This window comes from Solwaraspora sp. WMMA2065, from assembly GCF_030345075.1.
In the GTDB taxonomy this organism is placed as follows: domain Bacteria; phylum Actinomycetota; class Actinomycetes; order Mycobacteriales; family Micromonosporaceae; genus Micromonospora_E.
Genome location: NZ_CP128361.1, coordinates 2,798,893 through 2,816,536 on the forward strand (window position 1 = coordinate 2,798,893; position 17,644 = coordinate 2,816,536).

The window sequence follows — 17,644 nt, forward strand, 5'->3', positions numbered from 1 at the left end:
GTCACCGCCCCGGGTGCGGTTCGAGCGAGCCGCCCGCGCCGTAGACCCGACCGGCGGTACGGGACACCTGCCCGACCGGGGTGGCCCGGCCGACCCGGGCGGCCGGGATCTCCCGGGTCTCGTCGCCGCCGGTCGGACCGGGCCCGGAGGGCGGGGTGGGGTCGCCGCTGGGCGACGCCGGCGGTTCACCGGCCCGGTTGCGGGCGAGCAGTTCCAGCATGGCGACCAGGACCACGGCGAGCAGCAGCCCGGCGCCGGCGACCGGCACCGTGGTGTTGACCAGGCTCCTGGTGCGGGACACGGCCCGGACCGCGCCGACGCTGGTCACCTCGGTCGGGTCGGCCGCCTGGGCCTGCGCCCTGGCCGCCTGTAGGCCCTGCCGGGCCGAGGAGAGGGCGCTGGTCGCGGCGTCCCGCTGGGCGAGCAACGCCTCGTAGTCGGGCAGTTTCGGACCGATGGTGTCGAGCCGGCGCTGCCCGGCCTCGATCGCCTCGGTGGCGGCGTCGACGCCCCGGCCGTTGCCGACCGCCTGCATCTGCAGTCGCTGCTGGCGCAGGCTGGCCAGCTCGTTCAGCGTCGCCTGGTAGATCTTGTCCGGCTGGGTGACCTCGTTCTCGTCCTCCCAGGCAGTGATCGCGGCGGTCGCCTCGGCGACATCGGTGCTGGCCGCGGTGACCTGCTCGGTGGCGATCGCGACCTGGGAGGAGAAAAGGAAGGCGAGGGCCCGTTCGGCGGTCGCGGCGAGCACCGGGTTCACCATCGACCGGTCCGCCGACGCGAAGGTGATCTCCATCTGGCTGCTCGCCCCGACCTGGCTGACCACCAGCCCGGACCGCAGCCGGTTGGCGGCGACGCCGGTTTCGGCGGTCACCTCGTCCACGACCCGGGGTGAGGTGGCCGCAGCGCTGAACGCGGCGGCGAACTGGTTCGCCGCCTGGTTGCCGGTGTACTGCTGAGCGGCTGCCCCGCCGACCAGTGCCGGTGCCGCCACGTACGCGGTCGCGGTGTACTGCTGCGGGGCGATCAGCACCAGGGTCGCGGCCGCCCCTGCGGCCAGCACCGGCACACCGGCCAGTAGCCACAGCCGTCGGCGCGCGATGCGCAGGTAGTCGACGATCTCCACGCTATGGGCTCCTACTCGTACCGAAATTGTGGTGCCGGGGTGGTCACCGACCCGGTGCCGGCCCGGCCGTGGGTGATGGCGTCCGCGACTCGGCCGTGGGTCGTCGCGCTGGTCGTGCGACCGTGCGCGATGGCGCCGGTCGTCCGGCCATGGGCGATGGCGCTGGCCGCGGCGGCAAACGCGACGAAGTACCACAGCGTCACCACGTTGGAGATGACGTTGGAGCCGAGGCTGACCGCGATGAACACCACCACACAGCCGGCGAAGCCGACCGCGACGCCGCGTTCCAGGCTGTCCGGCGGGGCGCGGCGCAACGCCGTACGGGCGGTGTACAGCAGCAGCACCAGCATCGCCAGGTAGGCCAGCAGCCCGGCCAGACCGGTCTCCACGTACGCCCGCAGCAGGTCGTTGTGCGGCTTCTTCGCCTCTGAGGTCTCGTGCTGGGTCATGTTCGGCCCGATCCCGGTGACCGGGTTGCGGTTGGCCAGGGTGACGATCTCCGCCCAGTAGTCGACCCGCCATTGCAGAGTGTTACCGGTCGGCCCGCCGCCGGTGGGCCGGACCTCGGCGAGCTGGGCGAACCTGTCCCCGACCGAGGGCAGCAGGCTGACCCCGACGACCGCGACGACCAGCAGGGTGGCGAGCATCCGACCGCTGCGGTGCAGCACCGCGACGACGATCAGCCCGAGCGCCGCACCGAGGATCGCCGAACGGGTGTTGGTCAGCATCAGGAACACCAGGGAAAGCCCGAGCAGTACGGCGAGGACCAACTGGGCGCGCCGGGCCAGGAACCGGTAGATCGCGAACCCGAAGACGATCATGAACATCAGGTACCGGCCGAAGGTGGTCGACTGGCTGAACGGGCCGCTGACCCTGATGAACTGGCCTTTGACCTCGGACGGCACCTGCCCGAAGGCACTGGCCAGCACGGTGTAGAGCAGCGCCAGAGCCAGCGAGCCGTAGCAGGCGATCAGGATCCGCCGGACCGCCGCCCGGTCGGGCATCAGCTGTTCGAGTACCACGAACATGACCACCACGGTCAGAATCCGCATCGCCTCGAGCAGGCTCGGCGTCGGCCGGTTCGCGCCGAACGCGCTGACCAGCGCGGTCGCGCCGACCAGCAGCATCGCGAAGCCCAGCGGGGTGCCACGCAGCCGGCCGCTGCGGCGCAACTGGGCGGCGAGCCAGAGCCCGGCGGCGAGCAGGAAGAGCACCGCGACCATGGTCGACGGGTCGCTCAGCCGGGACGCCTGGTCGGTGTCTGCCCGGCCGGCGGTCGGTCCGCTCAGCTTGACCACGTCCAGCAGCGGACGCACGGCGAGCATCAGGATCACGTACCCGGAGAACCGGGTGATGGCCAGCACTCCGACGGCGGCTCCGGCGACGAGGGCGATCGGCAGCACCACGCCGCGCCGGTCACCGGCGGCGAGCGCCAGGCCTGCGGCGACGGCGACGGCCGCAGCGGCGACCGCAGCGAGCACGCTGAGCAGCCGGCCCACTGGCCGGGGTTCCCGCTGTCGTCTGGTCACCGCACGCCGATCCGCTGTCCCGCTTCGCCCGTTGTCCCGCTGCGCCCGCTGTAGCGTCGAGCTGCGCCGCAGCCGCACACCCGGACCACCGTCCGCCCCTGCCGAGGCGGACGGAGGTCAATCTGCCGCCCCGGTGGGCCGGCCCCGGCCCACCGTTGTTCGCCGGTGGGCCGGCCTAATCTAGCTGGATCCTCGACGAGCCAGTATGGGCCGACACGCCGGGGCCGGCCATCAGCCGTCCGGTTCCGTACGGGTCCGGCGGCGGGGCCGGATCAGCTGCGGTCCACGGGGGGCGAGCAGCTCCAGGTACAGCGCTTCCAGCTCGGCGGTGGCCGCGTCCCAGGTGTACTCGGCACAGACCCGGTCACGCAGGGCTTTCGCTCCGGTGCGCTCCGCGTCCGGATCGGCGGCGACCTGGCGCAGCGCCCGGATCAGATCGTCGACATCGCCGTCGCGGAAGATCCGTTGCCCGGGGCCGTCGGCGGCGAGCACCTCGACGTGCGGGGTGATGTCGCTGGCCACCACCGGCAGGCCGTAGGAGGCCGCTTCCAGCAGGGTCAGCGGCAGCCCTTCCAGCCGGGACGGCTGGACGAATCCGGCGGCGTGCGAGTAGAGCTCGGCCAGCAGATCGCCGTACGCGAACCCGGTGAAGACGACCCGGGGGTCGTCGACGGCCTCGGCGCGCACCCGGGCGACGAAGTCGTCGCTGAACGACGATCCGCCGACGATGGCCAACCGCAGGTCGGTGTCCACCTGACGGAAGGCGCGGACCAGCAGGTCCGCCGACTTCTCCGGGACGAGACGGCCGACCATCAGCAGGTACCGGCCGGGGGTGAGGCCGAAGCGGGGGCCGATCTGTCGGGCCGGGACCTGGCGTGGGATACCGACCCCGTTGGGGATGTAGCTGGCCGTACTGCCGAACCTGGTCTGGTAGTGGTCGGCCAGGCCGCGGGATACGGCGACCCGGGCGTCGGGCACGTACCCGCTGAGCCAGTGGGCGGTGCCGAGCACCGTCTGGGCGAGCCTGCTCCACTTGGCCCGTTGCTGGTCGAGGCCGTGTACGGTGAGCACCACCTTGCTACGGGCCAGGTAGCGGGGCAGCGGCGCGACCAGCCCCGGACCGAGACCGTGGTAGTGCACGATGTCCGGCCGGTCACGCATGGCGGCCAGGGTCGAGGTGGTGGAGTGCACGATGGCGTCGAGGTGCTTGCTGGCCACGGTCCGTACCTGGCGCAGCCGTACGCCGCGGTACCGGTCCATCGGCACCGATCCGTAGCTGGGCCGGCAGTAGACGGTGACGTCATGGCCCCGACCGGCGAGCCGGCTGGCCAGCTCCTCGACGTGGCGCTCGATCCCGCCGTACGTCGCGGGCATCCCCTTTTGTCCGATCATGGCTATCCGCAGCCGCCGGTGCTCCGGTCCCGGTTCGACACCATGCTGGTCGACCGGAAACGAACCGCCGGTCACCTGATGGGGTACGGCCACGATGCCTCCTTGGGGTCCTGCGGGTCAGCTCTGCCGCTCGGCCACCGATTCAGCCAGGGCGGTCAATTCCGTGCGCGTCTCGGGGGTCAACGACGCATCGACGAGAATGGTCACCGCTTCCTGGGTACGAATCCGGATCATCTGCTCGATCGCCTCGAGAGCTCCCGTGTCGACGATGATGCTGCGCAGCTCGTCGGCCCCGGTCGGGTCCAGCTCCGGATTGCCGAACAGCTCTCGCAACCGGGCTGCCTGGCTGCGGTCCGCCAGGTTGCGGGCCTGCGCCATCATCACCGTCGACTTGCCCTCTCGCAGATCATCGAGCACCGACTTGCCGGTGACCGCCGGGTCGCCGAACACCCCGAGTACGTCGTCGCGGAGCTGAAACGCGTCACCCAGTGGATCACCGAAGGCAGCGTACGCGTCCAGCAGTTCCGGCTCGGCCCCGGCAAGGGCGGCACCGATCTGCAATGGTCGGGTAACTGTGTATCTGGCGGCTTTCATCCTGATTACCGTCAGCGCACTGGCCACCGAACCATCGCCGACGCCGGACACCAGATCCAGGTACTGCCCGGCGATCACCTCGGTCCGCATTCCGGCGAAGACCGCGTAGCCGCGCCGGATCTGCTCGGCGTCGAGCCCGCACTCGTGGAACATCTGGTCCGCCCAGGCGGCGCAGAGGTCCCCGCAGAGCAGCGCGGCGTTGTGACCATACCGGCCGGAGTCGCCCCGCCAGGACGAGCGAGTGTGCAGGTCGGCGAAGATCCGGTGCACCGACGGCTCACCCCGGCGGCGGTCGCTACCGTCCATGATGTCGTCGTGAATCAGCGCGAACGCGTGGAAGATCTCCAGCGCGGCGGCGGCCGCGACGATCTCCTGGCAGTCCGCTCCCCCGGCGCCGCGCCACCCCCAGTAGCAGAAGACCGGGCGCAGCCGCTTGCCGCCGACCAGGACGAACCGACGCAGTGTGTCGTACACCCCGCGCGGTGCCCCGTCCGGCCAGTGCGGATCCTGCCGGTCAAGGAACGCCGTCAGTTCGACGTCGCACCGCTCCCGCAGCGACCAACCCACCGAACCGGCACCGGCCGGGGCGTCCGGACCCGAACCGGCACCGGCCGGGGCGTCCCGACCCGAACCGTCGCCGGGGCGGGCCGGCGCCACGGTCACCGGGACACCTCGGGCGACGGCGACGGTGCCGGTGCACCGGCGTCGAGCCCGGCCAACTCCAGCAGCAGCGACTTGACCTCGGTGGCGGCGAACCGGTCCCGGGCCGGCGCCGGGTCCGAGCAGAGCAGTACCGGGCCGTCGGCGGGGTCGTCCGGCAGCCGGCCGTGTGAGCCACGGACCGCCCGCGCGCCGGCGTCCAGCCCGACCACGTTCATCGTGTACCGCAGCCCGATCTTCTTGCGGGCCAGGGCGATCGCCGCCCGCGCCTTGGCTGCACCCGGGTTGGCCGGGTCGAACAGCAGCTCCGCCGGGTCGTAGCCGGGCTTGCGGTGAATCTCCACCAACCGGGCGAAGTCCGGCGCTGCTGTGTCGTCGCGCCAGTAGTAGTAGGTGAACCAGGCCTGCGGCTCGGCCACCAGCACCAGCTCACCGGAGCGCGGATGGTCCAGGCCGGCAGCAGCCTTCCCGTCGGCGTCGAGGACCTGCGCCACGCCCGGCAGGCCGGCACAGAGCTTGGCCACCGACGCGACATCGGCCGGATCCCGGACGTACACGTGGGCGATCTGGTGGTCGGCGACGGCGAACGCCCGCGACGTCCACGGATCCAGGTACTCCATCCCGGCCTGGGAGTAGACCCGCAGCAGCCCTTCGGCGCGCAGCAGCCGGTTGACGTGCACCGGCTGTGACACATCGGTGATGCCGTACTCGGACAGCGCCACCACGGTCGCGCCGCGTGCCGCCGCCGCGTCCAGCAGCGGGGCGAGCACCGCGTCGAGTTCGGCGGCCGCCCGCTGCGCGTGCGGCCCGCCGCCGCCATAGCGCTGCAGGTCGTAGTCGAGATGCGGCAGGTACGCCAGGGTCAGGTCCGGCGAGTGGTCGGCCATGATCTGCCGGGTCGCCTTCGCGATCCACTCCGACGACACCAGCCCGGCACCCGCCCCCCAGTAGTTGAACAGCGGAAACGTGCCGAGCCGGCCGGTCAGCTCGTCGTGCAGCTGCGGCGGATCGGTGTAGCAGTCCGGATCCTTGCGCCCGTCGGCGTGGTAGATCGGCCGGGGGGTGACGGTCCAGTTGACGTCCGCACCCATGGCGTACCACCAGCAGATGTTCGCCACCGTGTAGTCGGGGCGGAACCGGCGCGCGGCCTGCCACAGTTTCTCCCCGCCGACCAGGGCGTTGTGCTGCCGCCAGAGGAACACCTCGCCGAGGTCGCGGAAGTACCAGCCGTTGCCGACGATACCGTGGCCGGACGGCGGCTCGCCGGTCAGGAAGGTGGACTGCACCGAGCAGGTGACCGCCGGCAGCACGGTGCCGAGCTCGGCCTGGAAGCCGGTGTCGGCGACCGCCGCCAGCCGGGGCATGTGGCGCAGCAGCCGGGGGGTCAGGCCGACCACGTCGAGCACGAGCAGCGGGTTCATGCGGCCTCCGATCCGGTGGCGGTACGGGTGCAGGCGGTCAGGCCGAGCCCGACCAGTTCCTCGCGGGCCTGGGCCAGCTCGGCGGCGATTCCGGCGGCGAGCTGGTCGGGCCCGGTAGGACGTTGCCCTTCCGGCAGCACCCCCCAGGTGTAGGTCTCCACGTCGAAGTGGTCGCAGTCGGTGCCGTCGACGACCGCGGCCAGACCGGCTCGCAGCTGCGGCATCGTTGCGGCCAGTGGCGCGACCGGCGCGGCGTGCAGCGGCACGTGGTAGTGCACCCGCCACGGGCCGGGCAGCCCGGCGTCGAGTGCGGCATCGAGATCGTCGGCCGCCCCGGCAACACCCGACCGGGTCTGGTGCAGGAACCGTGGTTCGACGTACCCGGCGATCGCGGACCGGTCCCGGACCGGATCGGAGACCTCCAACGCGGCCGACACCTGGACCTTGACCACCGGTAGCCCGGCGGACCGCAGCCGACCGACCGCGGCGACCGGCTCCTCCCAGGCACAGGCGAGATGGGCCAGGTCGACGCAGACGCCGAGCCGTTCGGTGTCCACCCGGGCCAGCTGTTCGGCGGCCTGAGCGGTGGTCTCCACGACGCAGCCCGGTTCAGGTTCGAAGCCGACCCGGACGGTACGGCCGGTGTCCCGTTCGACGTCGGCCAGGCCGGCGGCCAGCCGGTCCAGCATCCGGGCGCAGGCATCGGCCCGCTCGGTGTCCCACGGCTCCCGCCAGGCCAGCGGCAACGTGGAGATCGAGCCGCGCTCGACGTCGTCGGGCAGCAGGTCGGCCAGGATCCGGGCCAGTGCCAGGGTGTAGTCCAACCGGCGCGGATCGGCCCAGTCCGGGTGGTACACGGCGTGCTTGACCACCGGCGCCTGAAACGCCTCGTACGGGAAACCGTTGAGGGTGACCACTTCCAAGCCGCGCTCGGTGAGTGCGGCCCGTAGCCGGCGCCGGGCGGCCGGGTCGGCGTCCAGCGCAGCGGCAGCCGGTGCGGCCAACCACAGACCCAGGCCGAGCGGGTCGGCGGCGAGCCGGTCCCGGACCGGCACCGCGTACGTGCCGAGCTGGCTGAGCACTCCGTCGAGGTCCTCGGCCGGGTGCACGTTGGTGCAGTAGCTGAGGTGGACGGTGCGCCGCCGCCGGTCGTGCAGGCGCATCAGCCACCGCCCCGCATGATCGAGCTGCCTTCGAAGGTCGGTGCGGTGGCGGCGACGTCGCTCAGGTCGAGCCGGCCGGACTGGCCGTAGAACTCCACCGGATTGCGCCACAGCACCCGGTCTACGTCGTCGGCGCTGAATCCGGCGGCCAGCATCGCCTCGCCGGTGGTCCGGGTCAGCAACGGATCCGACCGGCCCCAGTCGGCGGCCGAGTTGACCAGGATTTGCTCCGGGCCGTACTGCTTGAGGATCTCCACCATCCGCGGCGGCGACATCTTGGTTTCCGGGTAGATGGAGAAGCCCATCCAGCAGCCGGACTCCTTGACCACCCCGACCGTCACCTCGTTGAGGTGGTCGACCACCACCCGGCCGGCGTCGATGCCGGACTCGGCGACCACCGCCAGGGTCCGTTCGGTGCCCCGGGCCTTGTCCCGGTGCGGGGTGTGCACCAGGGCCGGCAGCTCGTGCGCGCGGGCCAGCGCCAGCTGGGCGGCGAACGCCTCGTCCTCGGCCGGGGTCATCGAGTCGTAGCCGATCTCGCCGACCGCCACCACCCCGTCCTTGACCAGGTAGCGGGGCAGTACGTCGAGCACGCCGGCGCAGCGGGGGTCGTTGGCCTCCTTCGGGTTCAGCGCGATCGTGGCGTGGTGCCGGATGCCGAACTGGCTGGCCCGGAACGGCTCCCAGCCGAGCAGTGAGTCGAAGTAGTCGACGAACGAGCCGACGTTGGTGCGCGGCTGGCCGAGCCAGAACGCCGGTTCGACCAGGGCCCGGACCCCGGCGTCGGCCATCGCCCGGTAGTCGTCGGTGGTCCGTGAGGTCATGTGGATGTGCGGGTCGAAGATGCGCATTCACCCCTCCTGTCGGGTGGTGGTGTCTGCCACGGCGCGCAGCCGCCGCAGCAGGGCGAGCGCGTCGTCCGGCAGGTTCCGGCCGGCGGCGACCCGCTCGTCGTGCAGTCCGGCGAGCATGATCAGCAACTCGGCGTCGGCGCGGGCGTCGAGGTCGTGCACCGCGGCCAGCGACACGCCGGTGAAGACGCACTTGAGCACCGCCTGACGCCACGCCTGCTGGTCGAGGTGGCGGGCGTAGCGGCCGAGCGCGGCGGCCAGCAGCCGGGTGTCGTTGGTCCGGATCGCGTCGTCGAGCAGCGGCACCGCCCGGTCACCGACCGGCAGCAGCGGCAGCGCCTTGAGCACCGCCCGACGCTCGGCGGCGTCACCGTGGTGGTAGCAGTCGGCGACCGCGGCGGCCAGCTCCGCTTCAGTCGTGACGGTGGCCAGGTCGACGAGGAGCAGTACCCGGGCGGCCTCGTCGGCCGACCATCCCGGTACGGCAGCCAGCTCGGCCCGGCCGCAGCGGCGGCCTGCGCTGGCGAACAGCATCGGCAGGCTGGCCCGGTCGGTGACGATCCGGTTCCGCGCCTGCGCGAGCCAGTCCGGATCGGGTACGCCGGACAGCGCGTCGGCGAGTCGGCCGGCGACGTCGGCGGGTTCGTCGTCGGGCTGGGCGGGTCGGTTCACGGCTGGCCTCCTTCAGCGGCGGTACGGGCCGATCCTGTGCCGGCTGATGCCGTACGGGCCGATCCCGAGTGAGCGTGGAGTTCGGCTGACCGGAGGAACTCGATGGACCGGGCGGCGACCGCCGGGGCGGCATGCGAATGCCGGGGCAGCTCGACGGCGACCAGACCCCGGTAACCGGCGGCGTCGAGGGCGGCCAGCACCGGCGGGAAGTCGATCTCCCCGGTGCCGAACTCGAGGTGCTCGTGCACGCCCCGGCGCATGTCGTCGATCTGAACGTTGACCAGGTGTGCGGCCACGTCAGTGACACACTGCGGCACCGGCACCGGTTCCAGACACCGGCAGTGTCCGATGTCGAGGGTTATGCCGAACCGGGCCGGACGGCCCAGGGCGTCGCGCAGCCGCCGCCAGTCGGCGATGTCGGCCACCAGCATCCCGGGCTCGGGTTCGAAGCCGAGGGTGACATCGGCGGCGTCGGCTGCCTCGACGACCGTCGCGCAGCCGGCGACCAGCCGGTCCCAGGCGGTGGCGTCGTCGACGGCGGCCGGGCGCACCCCGGACCAGAAGGAGACCGCCTCCGCACCCAGGTCGGCGCCGATCGCGACCGCCCGGCGCAGGAAGTCGATCCGGCGGGACGCGGTGTCGTGCAGCAAGGTCGGGGCGTGTTTGTGCCACGGGTCGAGCAGGTACCGCGCGCCGGTCTCGACCACGACCGCGAGGTCGAGTTCCCGCAACTGCTCGGCGACCCGGGCCACCTTGCGGGGCAGACCGGCGGCGTACGGGTCGAGGTGGTCGTGGTCGAGAGTGAGCGCGACACCCTGGTAGCCGAGGTCGGCGAGCAGCGCCAGCGCGTCGCCCAGCCGATGGTTGGCGAAGCCGTTGGTGCCGTACCCGAACCGCAGTCCGGCTGCCGCGTCCGGACCGGGCCCGCTGGTCGCCGGTGAGGGCTCCCCAGCCTGGTCGGTGCTCATGTCGGGGATACCCTGCGGGCCAGCCGCCGGCCGAGTGGCGCGGCGACGGAGACGGCAAGTCCGACGGCGGTGGCCAGGCCGGTTCCGGTGGCCGCGGCCCGGGCCGTGAGCGCGCCCTGCAGGGCGGGCAGACCGACGATGCCGGCGCCGACCGCCGCACGTACCTGCTCGGGCCGGGGGTCGCGGGCGACCGCGGCCTGCGCGGCGCCGTATCGGGCGGCGTACCAGCCGGCGAGTCCGGCGGTGACCCCGGCCCGCCACCAGCGGGCGGAGGTGGCCCGGCCGGCCACCGACGCGCGGGCCGCCGAAGCCCGGCCGGCCGCCGGCGCTCGGACCGACACGGCCCGGCCGGTCGCCGACGCGGCGCTTGCCAGCGCGATGGCGGCGGTCCCGGCCAGAGTGGCCGCCGGCAGCCGGGGATCGGCACCGCTGACCTCACTGCGGGACAGCTCGGTCACGGTGTAGGTGTGTGCGGCGACGGCCAGCGCGGCGGGCAGCGCGGCCCGGGTCCGGCCGGTGCCGGCCGAGCCGAGCAGGACGTCGAGCCCTCGGCAGGCGGCCATCACCGCCGGGCCGGCCGGGGTGTTCTTGGCCCACAGGTCGTACGCCCATACGGCGGCGGTCAGCGGCACGCCGACGGCGAGCGCTCGACGGCCGCCGGTGACGGCGGTGAGCGCCAGACCGGCGGTGGTGAGCCCGGCGGCGACGGCGAGCGCGGCACCGGGGGTGACCCGGCCGGACGGGATGGGCCGCTGCGGCCGCTCGACCGCGTCGAGCTCCCGGTCGGCCCAGTCGTTGGCCGCCATCCCGGCCCAGTACAGGCAGACCGATGCGCCGGCCAGCCCGACGGTCCGCGGGCCGAGCCCACCGGCGGCCGCCGCCCCGGCCACCACGTCACCCGGTACGGACAGCGCTGCCGGTGCCCGGACCAGCTCGGCCAGGTCCGACCACCGGGGCGGCGTCATGCGACCCCGCCCGGCTCGCCGGTCCGCCCGTGCAGGTCCGCGGCGAAGTCGACCAGGGTTCGCCACTGGTCGCCGAGGGCGTGCGGACCCGACCCGATCGGGTCCTTGAAGAAGAACGCCAGCTCCGGCAGGGGTCCGACGCGTCCGGCGCGGGCGGCGGCAGCGGTCAGCCGGGCCAGGTCCAGCACCAACGGGGCGGCCAGTGCCGAGTCGCACCCGTGCCAGGTGAACTCCATCCGCATCCCGGTGCCGAGGAATCCGGAGAAGGTGATCAGATCCCAGGCGGTCTTGAAGTCGCCGATGTCGTCGACGTACTCGATCCGGGTGTGCCCCTGCGGCTGGTAGCCGAGAATCTCGCCGAGCACCCGCTGTTTGCTGGCCGCTTTGGCCGCGTTGGCTGCCGGCTCGGCCAGGTTGGCCCCGTCGCCGCCACCCAGCAGGTTGCTGCCGGACCAGCTGCGCACCTGCAGGTTACGCAGCGCGAACATGGGGGCCAGCACCGCTTTCACCAGGGTCTCGCCGGTCTTGCCGTCGTGCCCGGCGTACGGTGCCCCCCGCTGTCGGGCGAGCTCGTCGAGGGCCGGCAACCGGGCCCCCACCGACGGGGTGAAGTCGACGTAACCGCAGCCGGCGCCGAGCGCGGCGTACGCCACCAACGCGCTCGGCGGCAGCACCGGCGCGCCGCTGGGCGCCTCGGTGAGCGCGGCTGCGAGGGCGGCGAGGTCGTGGTGCGCCGGGTGCGGCTGCGGCGCCGGTTCGGTGGTCGAGACGTTGACCACCACCACCTGGTCGAGGTCGTGCCGGCGGCGGAAGGCGACCAGGTCCGTCGCGATCGCCGCTGCGGTCTCGGCCTGGGTGGTCCCGGTCGGGAGCGGACGCAGCTGCGGTTCCAGGCCGGTCAGCTCGGTGTGCAACGCGGCGACCAGCAGCCCCGGGACCACGCCGGCGCTGGCCAACGCGTCGGCCTTCTTCACCAGCGGCGTCGCGGCGATGTCGTGGCCACCGAAGACGAGATCGGCGAAGCCGGGCAGGGCCGGGCCACGCAGCGCCGGCAGTTCGGTGACGCAGCCGGTGGTGTCGGCCAGGCCGGCGCGCACCGCCAGCGCGCCGACGATGCTGGTGACCGCGACCGAGCCACGGGCCCCGATCAACCAGACTCCGGTACGCATTCCTGCCTCCAAACGCCCGCCCCTGGCGGTACTCGTACTGCTGCCGGTTGTCTGCCTTGCCGGGCTGGCAAGGCCCCGTCCGTCCGGGCGCGCCAGGGTGGCACCACCGTCGACGGCGCCGAGGTCGGCGTCAACGACGCCGTCGTTGGGCCCGGTCGACCGGACGGACGGGGCTGTGGCAGGCAGGGACGTTCGGCGTTCGGCCCTGCCTCCCCCGATTCGGTTGTCCCCGGCCGGGTTACCCCGGCCGCGGTCCTGCTGGTCGGTCCCCGCCGGGGCGGGCGGTACGCCCGCCCCGGCGGTCACCGGTCGTCATCCCCGGGCTGGTGGCCGACCGGCCACCAGCCCGGGGACCGGGTCAGCTCGCCGGGTTGAACTGCACCCAGTTGAGGTAGACCAGGTTGCTGTCGGGACCACCGTCCACCGTCCGGAACACCAGGTAGAGCTGGTGTGTCCCGGCCGGGTGGTCGATCGCGACGTCGTGACTGGTCCAGTCACGCGATCCGGAGGTGGCGTTCAGCGTGGTGCTGGCCACCAACGGTCCGTCCGGCGCGTCGACCCGCACCTCGACGATCGCCCGAGGGTCACCCACGGTCGACGAGGAGCCTCGGCTGTGCCGCAGGGTCAGCGACTCGATCCCGTCGAGGTTGATCGGATCGAAGGCGATGTAGTCGTCGCCGTCGATGCTGGACACGTGCAGGCCGCCGCCGGTGTCGGTGGTGTTGGAGGTTTCGACGCCCTGCTTGATCTGGGCGTACTCGGCCTGCTGCTGGTAGACCTGGATAGTGGCCTGGCCGACTGTGGTCAGCGCCGGCTGGCCGCCGCCGCCCAGGTCGGTGTAGCGGGCGCTGATGCCGCCGAACAGGTAGCTACCAGCGTGGTCGGCACCGTCGGCCGGGGTCGGCAAGGTACCGGTGCAGCCGGTGGTGCTGGTCTGCGGGTGACCGTGCTCGTCGTGGCCGAGGACGAAGGTGACCTCCACCCGGTCACAGTCGATGGTGCCGTCCTCGGGGTCGGTGACGGTCACCGCGTACGGCACCGTGTCGCCCCAGTTGAAGAAGGAACCGGACACCGGGAGGGTGACCTCGACCGTCGGAGCGGTGTTACCGACCGTGATGGTACGGCTGAGCGTCGCCTGCTTACCCGTGGAGTCGGTCACCGTCAGCTGGGCGTAGTAGACGCCGTTGCTGGTGTAGGTGAACGACGGGTTGGCCTCGGTGGAGTCGGTGGTGCCGTCTCCGTCGAAGTCCCAGGCGATGCTGATCGTCTCGCCGACCTCGGGGCTGAACGAACCCTCACTGGAGAACTGCACGTTCAGCGGCGCCTGCCCGGACGTCGGGCTGACGTCGAGCTCGGCGACCGGACCGCGGGTGCCCTTGACGTACCGGATCTGGTACAGCGAGGCATCCGGGTTGGCCCGGAAGAAGCCGTCACCGTAGTCCAGCACGTACAGGGTGCCGTCCGGGCCGATCTCCATGTCCATCGGGTTGTCGAAGGTGAAGCCGGGTAGGAACGCCTCGACACCGAAGAACTTGCCGCTGCCGTTGGTCCGCATGTTGAACATCCGGTCCCGGCTGAACTCGCCGAAGAACACCGTGTCGTGGTAGTACGCCGGCAGCTTGTACTCCGACTCCAGCGAATCGTCGTACTTGTAGATCGGGCCGCCCATCGGACCGACGCCACCGGTGCCGATCACCGGCCACTGGAAGTCGCAGGTGCCGGCCGGGTCGACCAGGTAGGCGTCCCGGCAGGTGGTGGTGGCGTTGAAGGTGTACCAGAACTGCGGCTGCTCCACCGGTGGCAGCAGACTCAGACCGGTGTTGCGCGGCGAGTCGTTGATCGGTGCGGCGCAGTTGAACGGCTCGCCTGAGGTCTCCGTCTCGAAGTCGTAGTCGACGTACGGCAGGGTCGGCGAGTAGCAGTACGGCCAGCCGTAGTTACCTGCGGTCTTGGTCGCGAACCACCGGCCGGTGCCCTCCGGGCCCCGCTGCGGGTCCGGGTTGCGCGAGTCCGGCGAGTAGTCACCGATGTAAACGAAGCCACGGTCGTCGACGTCGAACCGGAAGGGGTTGCGCAGGCCCATCAGGAAGATCTCCGGACGGGTCTTGTCATCGACGTCCTGCGACTCCCGGAACAGGTTGCCGGCCGGGATGCTGTAGCTACCGTCGTCCTTGACGCGGATCCGCAGCACCTTGCCCCGCAGATCGTTGGTGTTGGCCGAGGAGCGCGCGGCATCATAGGCCGGACCCCGAGTGGCCGACCGGTTGATCGGGGTGTAGCCGTCCGAGCCACTGGCGTTGGTGTCGTCGCCGGTGACGAGGTAGAGCAGGCCCCGACCGTCGAACTTGACCTCGCCGGCCACGTGGCAGCACGCCCCGCGGTCGACGTCAACCTTGATGATTTCCTGCTCGGTCGACATGTCCAGGTGCGGGGTCGGCTCTTCGACGAACTTGACCCGGGAGAGCAGGTTGTAGCCCTTGAACGGCTCCCAGACGCTCGGGTCGTCACTGTTGGCCGGTGCGTCGCCCTCGTTGACCCCCGGGGTGGCCGGGTCGTCCACCGGAGTGTCCAGCGGTGGCGCGTAGTAGAGGTAGACCCACTTGTTCTCCGCGAAGTTGGGGTCCAGGGTCACCGACTGCAGGCCGTCCTCGTCGTGCTGGTAGACGTCGAGGTTGTTGATGACCGGGCTGGCCCCGGTCGCCGGGTCGTACAGGCGGATCTCCCCGGCGCGGGTGTTGTGCAGCACCCGCCCGTCGGGCAGCACCGCGAGTGTCATCGGCTCACCGGGCTGGTCGTTGAGCACGACCCGCTCGTAGTTCGACTCGACGGTCGCGCCACAGTCGCCCTCGGCGATGCCCGCAGCCCATTCGATGCCACCGAGCAGGTGCTTGCGGACCGCCCCGATGGTGAAGGTGTCCGCCGACGCGCCGAGACCGGTGTACCAGGACCGGCCGCCCTGGTAGTCCTGGCACCAGGAGATCGGGTGGTCGGCACCCATGCTGCTGCCGTCCAGCGACGTCGGGTCGACGCTGGCCAGCACGTGCTGCACACCCCGGACGTTGCCGGTGTAGTTGAGGTACTCGTCCTCGACGATCACTTCGCGGGGCATCTTCGCCGTGGACGGGTGGTAGCGGTCAGCGACGTCGATGACACCGGCACCGTTGGCGGTGGTGCCGGTCGAGGTGGTGCCTACCAGGCCACGGTAGAAGGCCCAGTCCGGCTCGGCGTCCACCGCGAGGTGCACGCCGAGGTACCCGCCACCGGCCTTGATGTAGTCCTCGAACGCTTCCTGCTGCGCGTCGTCGAGCACGTCACCGGTGTTGTTGATGAACACCACTGCCGCGTAGTTGGCGAGGTTCTCACTGGTGAAGCTGGTCCCGTTGCGGGACACGTCGATAGTGAAGCCGTTGTTCTTGCCGAGGGTACGGATGGCGTTGACACCCTTGGCGGTCGACGGCTGGGCCGCCTCCTCGCTGTGGGTGTAGACCAGCACCTGGTAGTCGTCGTGGTGCTCGTGGCCGTCGTGGGCTACCGCTGGCGCGGTGGTGATCATGGGTGCGGCGAGTGCCGCACCCGCGGCGACGGCAAGCCATCGCCGGGCGGATCTACTCATCAGTCGTTCCTCCGGGGGTTCGGGAGGCTCATGCCTCACCGTGGGCACTGATTCCGTTGTGGACGGACAGTGACGGTTGGTGCCTCACCCCTGGCGCGGTGCCACGTCCGCCAGAGTCTTCTGGTACGCCCTGCTGGCCGTCCGGCGTGACCGGGGAATCCCGATCCGGTCACGCCGGACGAGCCGTCCTCGTACCCGCGGATCACCCGGCGCGGGGCGCAACCGCGCCGGGCGACCCTCGCCCACGGGACGAGGAGTCTCGGTTTCCAGACCTCTCGACGAAGGTCGAGCCGATCAGGCCGGTGCCGTGGTATTCGCCGGATCCACGGTGACCCATTCGCCGAGCCCGGCCGACTCCTCCACCGCGGCCAGCGCCTGCTGGACCTGGAGTGCGTCGTCGAAGGACGGTGTCGGATCGTCTCCGGCCGCCAGCGCCGCGACGAAGTCACGGGCCTGGTGGGTGAAGGAGTGCTCGTACCCGATGCCGTGGCCGGGCGGCCACCAGGCAGACAGGTACGGGTGCTCCGGTTCGGTCACGATGATGCGGGTGAAGCCCTGCTCGGCCGCGGGCCGGGTGGCGTCGAAGAACTCCAGTTCGTTCATCCGCTCGAAGTCGAACGCGACCGACCCGAGCGAGCCGTTGATCTCGATCCGCAACCCGTTCTTGCGTCCGGCGGCGAAGCGGGTCGCCTCGTAGCTGGCCACCGCCCCGCCGTCGAGCCGGGCCATGAACAGCGCGGCGTCGTCGACGGTGACCTCGCCGGTGGCCGGTTCGGCGTCGTCTGCGGACCCGCCGCCGGCCGAAGCGGAAAGCCCGCTGGAACCGGCTGGCAGTGGCCGCCGCTTGACGAACGTCTCGGTCAGCCCGCTCACCCGGGCGATCCGTTGGCCCGTGACGAACTGGGTGGCGTCGATGATGTGCGCACCGATGTCACCCAGCGCCCCGGAACCCGCCTTGTCCTTCTGCAACCGCCAGACCAACGGAAAGTCCGGATCGAGGATCCAGTCCTGCAGGTACACCGCCCGCACGTGCCGGATCGTTCCGATCCGGCCGTCGGCGACGAGTTGACGCATCAACGTCACCGCCGGCACCCGCCGGTAGTTGAATCCGCACATCGACCGGACGCCGCCGGCCCGGGCGACCCGAGCCGCGTCGGCCATTTGCTGCGCCTCGGCCACCGTGTTGGCCAGTGGCTTCTCGCACAGCACGTGCTTGCCGGCGGCGAGTGCCGCGATGGCGATCTCGGCGTGGCTGTCACCCGGCGTACAGATGTCGACCACGTCGATGTCGTCCCGGGCGATCAGCGCCCGCCAGTCGGTGGTGTACGACTCCCAGCCGAGTTGGTCGGCGGCCTCGGCCACCTTGGACTCGTCCCGGCCGCACACTGCGGTCATCCGGACCCACGCCGGCAGGTCGTAGACCCGGTTCACGGTTCGCCAGGCCTGCGAGTGCGCGGCGCCCATGAACGCGTAGCCGATCATGCCGACCCGCAGTTCGTTGTGTTCAGCGGACAAGGTAAGCCT

General features: G+C 71.7%; 13 protein-coding genes. All 13 read right to left on the reverse strand.

The genetic code is table 11. The features are described from left to right. Position 1: 1 nt before the first annotated feature. The 13 genes from O7610_RS12625 to O7610_RS12685 all read right to left on the reverse strand — a co-directional run bounded on the left by O7610_RS12625 (position 2) and on the right by O7610_RS12685 (position 17,602). Complete coding sequence (locus tag O7610_RS12625; protein WP_281550940.1) at positions 2-1,123, reverse strand: Wzz/FepE/Etk N-terminal domain-containing protein; 1,122 nt, start codon at positions 1,121-1,123, stop codon at positions 2-4. A gap of 11 nt (positions 1,124-1,134) precedes the next feature. Further along, positions 1,135-2,652 carry an O-antigen ligase family protein gene (locus O7610_RS12630; RefSeq protein WP_281550941.1) on the reverse strand — a complete coding sequence of 506 codons (1,518 nt, stop codon included), beginning with the start codon at positions 2,650-2,652 and terminating at the stop codon, positions 1,135-1,137. Positions 2,653-2,883: 231 nt separating this feature from the next. After that, a complete protein-coding gene (locus tag O7610_RS12635) occupies positions 2,884-4,137 on the reverse strand; it encodes a glycosyltransferase family 4 protein (protein WP_281550942.1) in 1,254 nt (417 codons plus the stop codon). Positions 4,138-4,161: 24 nt separating this feature from the next. Then, a complete protein-coding gene (locus tag O7610_RS12640; RefSeq protein ID WP_475052381.1) occupies positions 4,162-5,205 on the reverse strand; it encodes a polyprenyl synthetase family protein in 1,044 nt (347 codons plus the stop codon). Positions 5,206-5,297: 92 nt separating this feature from the next. Further along, on the reverse strand, positions 5,298-6,719 hold the full coding sequence (locus O7610_RS12645; RefSeq protein ID WP_281550944.1) for an alkaline phosphatase family protein: 1,422 nt from the start codon (positions 6,717-6,719) through the stop codon (positions 5,298-5,300). Further along, the gene (gene eboE / locus O7610_RS12650; RefSeq protein ID WP_281550945.1) at positions 6,716-7,882 is read right to left on the reverse strand and encodes a metabolite traffic protein EboE; all 1,167 of its coding nucleotides are present in this window, start codon (positions 7,880-7,882) and stop codon (positions 6,716-6,718) included. Before eboE ends, O7610_RS12645 begins: the two co-directional genes overlap by 4 nt. Further along, positions 7,882-8,733, reverse strand: a complete 852-nt coding sequence (locus tag O7610_RS12655; RefSeq protein ID WP_281550946.1) for a TatD family hydrolase — start codon at positions 8,731-8,733, stop codon at positions 7,882-7,884. Before O7610_RS12655 ends, eboE begins: the two co-directional genes overlap by 1 nt. Then, on the reverse strand, positions 8,734-9,405 hold the full coding sequence (locus O7610_RS12660) for an EboA domain-containing protein (RefSeq protein WP_289213345.1): 672 nt from the start codon (positions 9,403-9,405) through the stop codon (positions 8,734-8,736). Beyond that, positions 9,402-10,373, reverse strand: a complete 972-nt coding sequence (locus tag O7610_RS12665; RefSeq protein ID WP_289213346.1) for a sugar phosphate isomerase/epimerase family protein — start codon at positions 10,371-10,373, stop codon at positions 9,402-9,404. Before O7610_RS12665 ends, O7610_RS12660 begins: the two co-directional genes overlap by 4 nt. Further along, on the reverse strand, positions 10,370-11,338 hold the full coding sequence (locus O7610_RS12670; RefSeq protein ID WP_281550949.1) for an SCO3242 family prenyltransferase: 969 nt from the start codon (positions 11,336-11,338) through the stop codon (positions 10,370-10,372). Before O7610_RS12670 ends, O7610_RS12665 begins: the two co-directional genes overlap by 4 nt. Beyond that, positions 11,335-12,507, reverse strand: a complete 1,173-nt coding sequence (locus O7610_RS12675) for an inositol-3-phosphate synthase (RefSeq protein ID WP_289213347.1) — start codon at positions 12,505-12,507, stop codon at positions 11,335-11,337. The genes O7610_RS12670 and O7610_RS12675 overlap by 4 nt, the downstream gene beginning before the upstream one ends. Positions 12,508-12,865: 358 nt before the next feature. Beyond that, positions 12,866-16,120, reverse strand: a complete 3,255-nt coding sequence (locus O7610_RS12680; RefSeq protein ID WP_281550951.1) for a ThuA domain-containing protein — start codon at positions 16,118-16,120, stop codon at positions 12,866-12,868. Positions 16,121-16,414: 294 nt separating this feature from the next. Then, the gene (locus O7610_RS12685) at positions 16,415-17,602 is read right to left on the reverse strand and encodes a Gfo/Idh/MocA family protein (RefSeq protein ID WP_475054651.1); all 1,188 of its coding nucleotides are present in this window, start codon (positions 17,600-17,602) and stop codon (positions 16,415-16,417) included. Positions 17,603-17,644: the final 42 nt, after the last annotated feature.